Source organism: Methanobacterium alcaliphilum (assembly GCF_023227715.1).
Taxonomy (GTDB): domain Archaea; phylum Methanobacteriota; class Methanobacteria; order Methanobacteriales; family Methanobacteriaceae; genus Methanobacterium_E; species Methanobacterium_E alcaliphilum.
Genome location: NZ_JALKIF010000027.1, coordinates 1 through 3,261, shown reverse-complemented (window position 1 = coordinate 3,261; position 3,261 = coordinate 1). Strand labels below are relative to the sequence as shown.

Below are 3,261 nucleotides of genomic sequence, written 5' to 3'. Positions count from 1 at the left end.
ATTCCATGGAACAAGATATACTAAGTGATCTTAAATCTGCTAAAGATTCTAATATTGGAGTATACACTATTATGCTTTAAAGTGGAAATTAAGCGCAAAACGACTTTTTTAAGACTATACTGGCTATTGCACATTTAACAACAAAAAATCGCAAAGGAACGGTTATTCATTTTATCTATCACTTGCCCGGTTTATTAAGAAATTAATAATAATCTGATGTGGGGTGCTTTTTATCATAACTTGACACTTACCACTTATTAAATATCTTTTACTCTTCTCTAAGTGGGCAATTATTTGTTAATTTTTATTGATTCACATCTTTGTATCTATCGAGTGCTCCGGTTTCTACTGCTTCGTTAATAAAATAATGTATTAGATAAATATCCGAAACTATCCATTCAAGATATTGTTTAATTTCTTCATGTTCTTGAAGCATTTTAACAATTATCTCATCGTAAATATGCATATCCGGTAGTTCTTCAGGTATCTCATTTCTTTTAATTGCACTTACAAATATGTCAAGAATTTTAGAACTTAAATCTATAAGAGGAGAGAAATCCAGTTTAGAAATCTCATGTTCATAACCTACAATTGCGGAAATATCTTCAGTAAGATTGTAACATGCACCAGATATCTCTTCATAAATTTTAAGATCATTGGAAACATCTTTAAATGAATCTTGAATCTTTGTTAATGAAGATTCAAGGTTATTATATTCTAATAATGATGTTTCAAGCTTTGAAGTTGCAGCTTTATTATCATAATTTCCAGATAAAATAAGCGCTGCATATTCTTGATTTGCTTTCAAAACATTAAATACCTGATTCGGTAAATTTATAGTTAATCTCTTGGGTAGTATACCATAAACAAGTATAATCGATACAATTGAACCAATAATGATGTCTATTAGCCTAGCAGCAGCATTATTAATCACTTCACCCTGTGGCCAAACGAAAACTGTAAAAACAGTTACTGCCAGGATCGAAAGACCAATATGGTTGGGTAAGAATGCTCTGAAGAAAAAAAGTGCCACTATTGCAAATATCAGCAGCATATAATGTGGGAAAATGAAGGCTAAAATTATAGCTAATATGACTGCGAAGAGATTGAATGAAACCCTAGTAATCATGTTATCCCATGTGCTTGAAACATCAGGTTTGAGTACTATAAGAACACCCATAGCAATCCAAGCTGGATCTCTTGCATGGTCGATGAACACAAAAGCTAGTGTTATTACCATTGCAACTGTAAATCTTAATGCGTGACGTATGTATAATGAATCCAGATTAAATCTAGATGTTATTACTTGTTTAAATGACATCTTATTTAGAATGGTGATTTTTACAGTTTCCTCTTCATTTTGATTTATAGGACTGGAAAGTATCCGGTTTGAATCTTCAAAAAATTTTATAAAATTATCTGCTAAAAATTTTATAGATTCAACACCTTTTTCATCCATATGCAAATCCAATTCATTTAAATTTGATTTAACATTTTTAAGATTAACTTCTCCTTTTTTATTTACTATATGGTCTGCTATAGCACTACTAACAGAATTAGATTCATTAAGAAAATTCTCAAATAAAACTGCTACTTTACCTGTAAGCCTTGACTGAACCGTTCTCCCATAATTTCGAAGTCCGGTCAAATACAATCCATAATCCAATAGGTCATGATACGATTCATTAATAGGAACTCCTGCTAGATTGCGTCTTATTGAACCTATTTTGTTTATAGATGTGCTAGGATCAAACCCCGATGCAACCATTTTCCTTTTATAATTATCTCTTTGAATAAATTTCCATACAAGAAGTATCGAAGTTATAATATAAGCAAATAAAACATAAATAACCAAATCAAAAACATTTGTACTACTTTTTATAAGGACAGTTGCCGTATAATATGAAATAAAAATCAGATACCCAAATAATCCCTCAGCCTTTCCAAATATATACAGTGTAAATGGGAAAAAAGACCATATTATAGTCAAAACTATGAAAAAGGGTAATCCAAACATATGTGCTACTGAAGCACTTACAAATGCCAAAGACATTAAAATAAATCCAATAACTGAAAAAGTAACAGCCTTCCGGAATGGAATTGCTTGATCCATTAGAACAGATGCAAATAAAACTACCATAAAAATAATTTCTATGCCTTGACTTAAACCAATAAAATAAGCTATAATAACGCTTAAAATAGCTAAACCTACTGCTCTAAATGCATGGCCCCATAAAGGTTTTCCTGTGGGTGCTGAAAGTCTTTTAAATCTGCTAATAAATCCTTTTCTTTCCAAACCATCACGCCCTTTTAATTTTCATTAAAATAAAATAAATACATTAGATTAAGTTAAAGAAACCATTTTTTAATAGAATTATCGTTAAGCCAGTACAACGAATATATCCAATAGTTCTTTTGAAGATTTATAAAATGGATAGTAGGAAATTTTAATATCCGACAGTTTAACATTGACCATATCAATAGTACTAATATAAATTATATCACACAGTAATTAATAATTGTTTCTAAATCTATGTGCTTATATGGGTAATAAAAATAGCTATGTTTCCATATCAAAAATGAGGATAAAGTATAAATTCATACACAATAGGTTTTATAATTAACAATTCATAGTTGTTTTCTATTTACAACTCGGTTATATGTGGGATATAAAAATAAAGTTTGGAAATAGAATAATTTAATTTTCCATGATTTTTTCAACTTCACCATTTAAGTAAACATAAATGCCTATAACGGTACAATTTGTAGCAAATTTTTTTATTTTTTCAACAGCAATCATTAAATTTTTCGTGTGGGTTTCAAAATCAACGGGATTTGCTGCACAGTCTTCATGAGCTACAATGAATATTTCCTTACAATCATGAACTTTAAGGGCAATGGAAAGTTTATCCAGCACGTGTGTTAATTCAGATTTAGAATCAACCAAAAAACCATCCATACCAGGTTCAGTAATCATATCTACAAAATCAACACCATATGTTGACATAATCCATTTAATGGTCGGTATTTGTACCCGACCATCAATACAGTTTAAACAGGCTGCAAATTTTCCATCAAGTTCAGTTTTTATATTGTCCATAATCGATGTCTCCGGTTTCTTATGTTGTCTGATTAGGGTGGGACATATAGAATATATCCAAATCTTAAAATTTTATTTTATAATGTTATATTGGATTCTTGAAACAGATCTATTTAATTCAGAAAATTCTGTTTCAGCAACCCATTCTTTTTTACAATCAC

Annotated in this window: 2 protein-coding genes; both read right to left on the bottom strand. The window is 30.0% G+C overall.

Annotated elements, in window-relative coordinates:
• Nucleotides 1-304: 304 nt before the first annotated feature.
• Entirely contained in the window at nucleotides 305-2,296 is a 1,992-nt protein-coding gene (locus MXE27_RS11680) for an FUSC family protein (RefSeq protein ID WP_248612627.1), read from the bottom strand.
• Nucleotides 2,297-2,698: 402 nt separating this feature from the next.
• A complete protein-coding gene (locus tag MXE27_RS11675; protein WP_248612626.1) occupies nucleotides 2,699-3,100 on the bottom strand; it encodes a carbonic anhydrase in 402 nt (133 codons plus the stop codon).
• Between the last annotated feature and the right edge of the window lie 161 nt (nucleotides 3,101-3,261).

Excerpts from the sequence above, each read along its gene's own strand:
- MXE27_RS11675 (WP_248612626.1), bottom strand. The coding sequence starts at position 3,100 with ATGGACAATATAAAAACTGAACTTGATGGAAAATTTGCAGCCTGTTTA.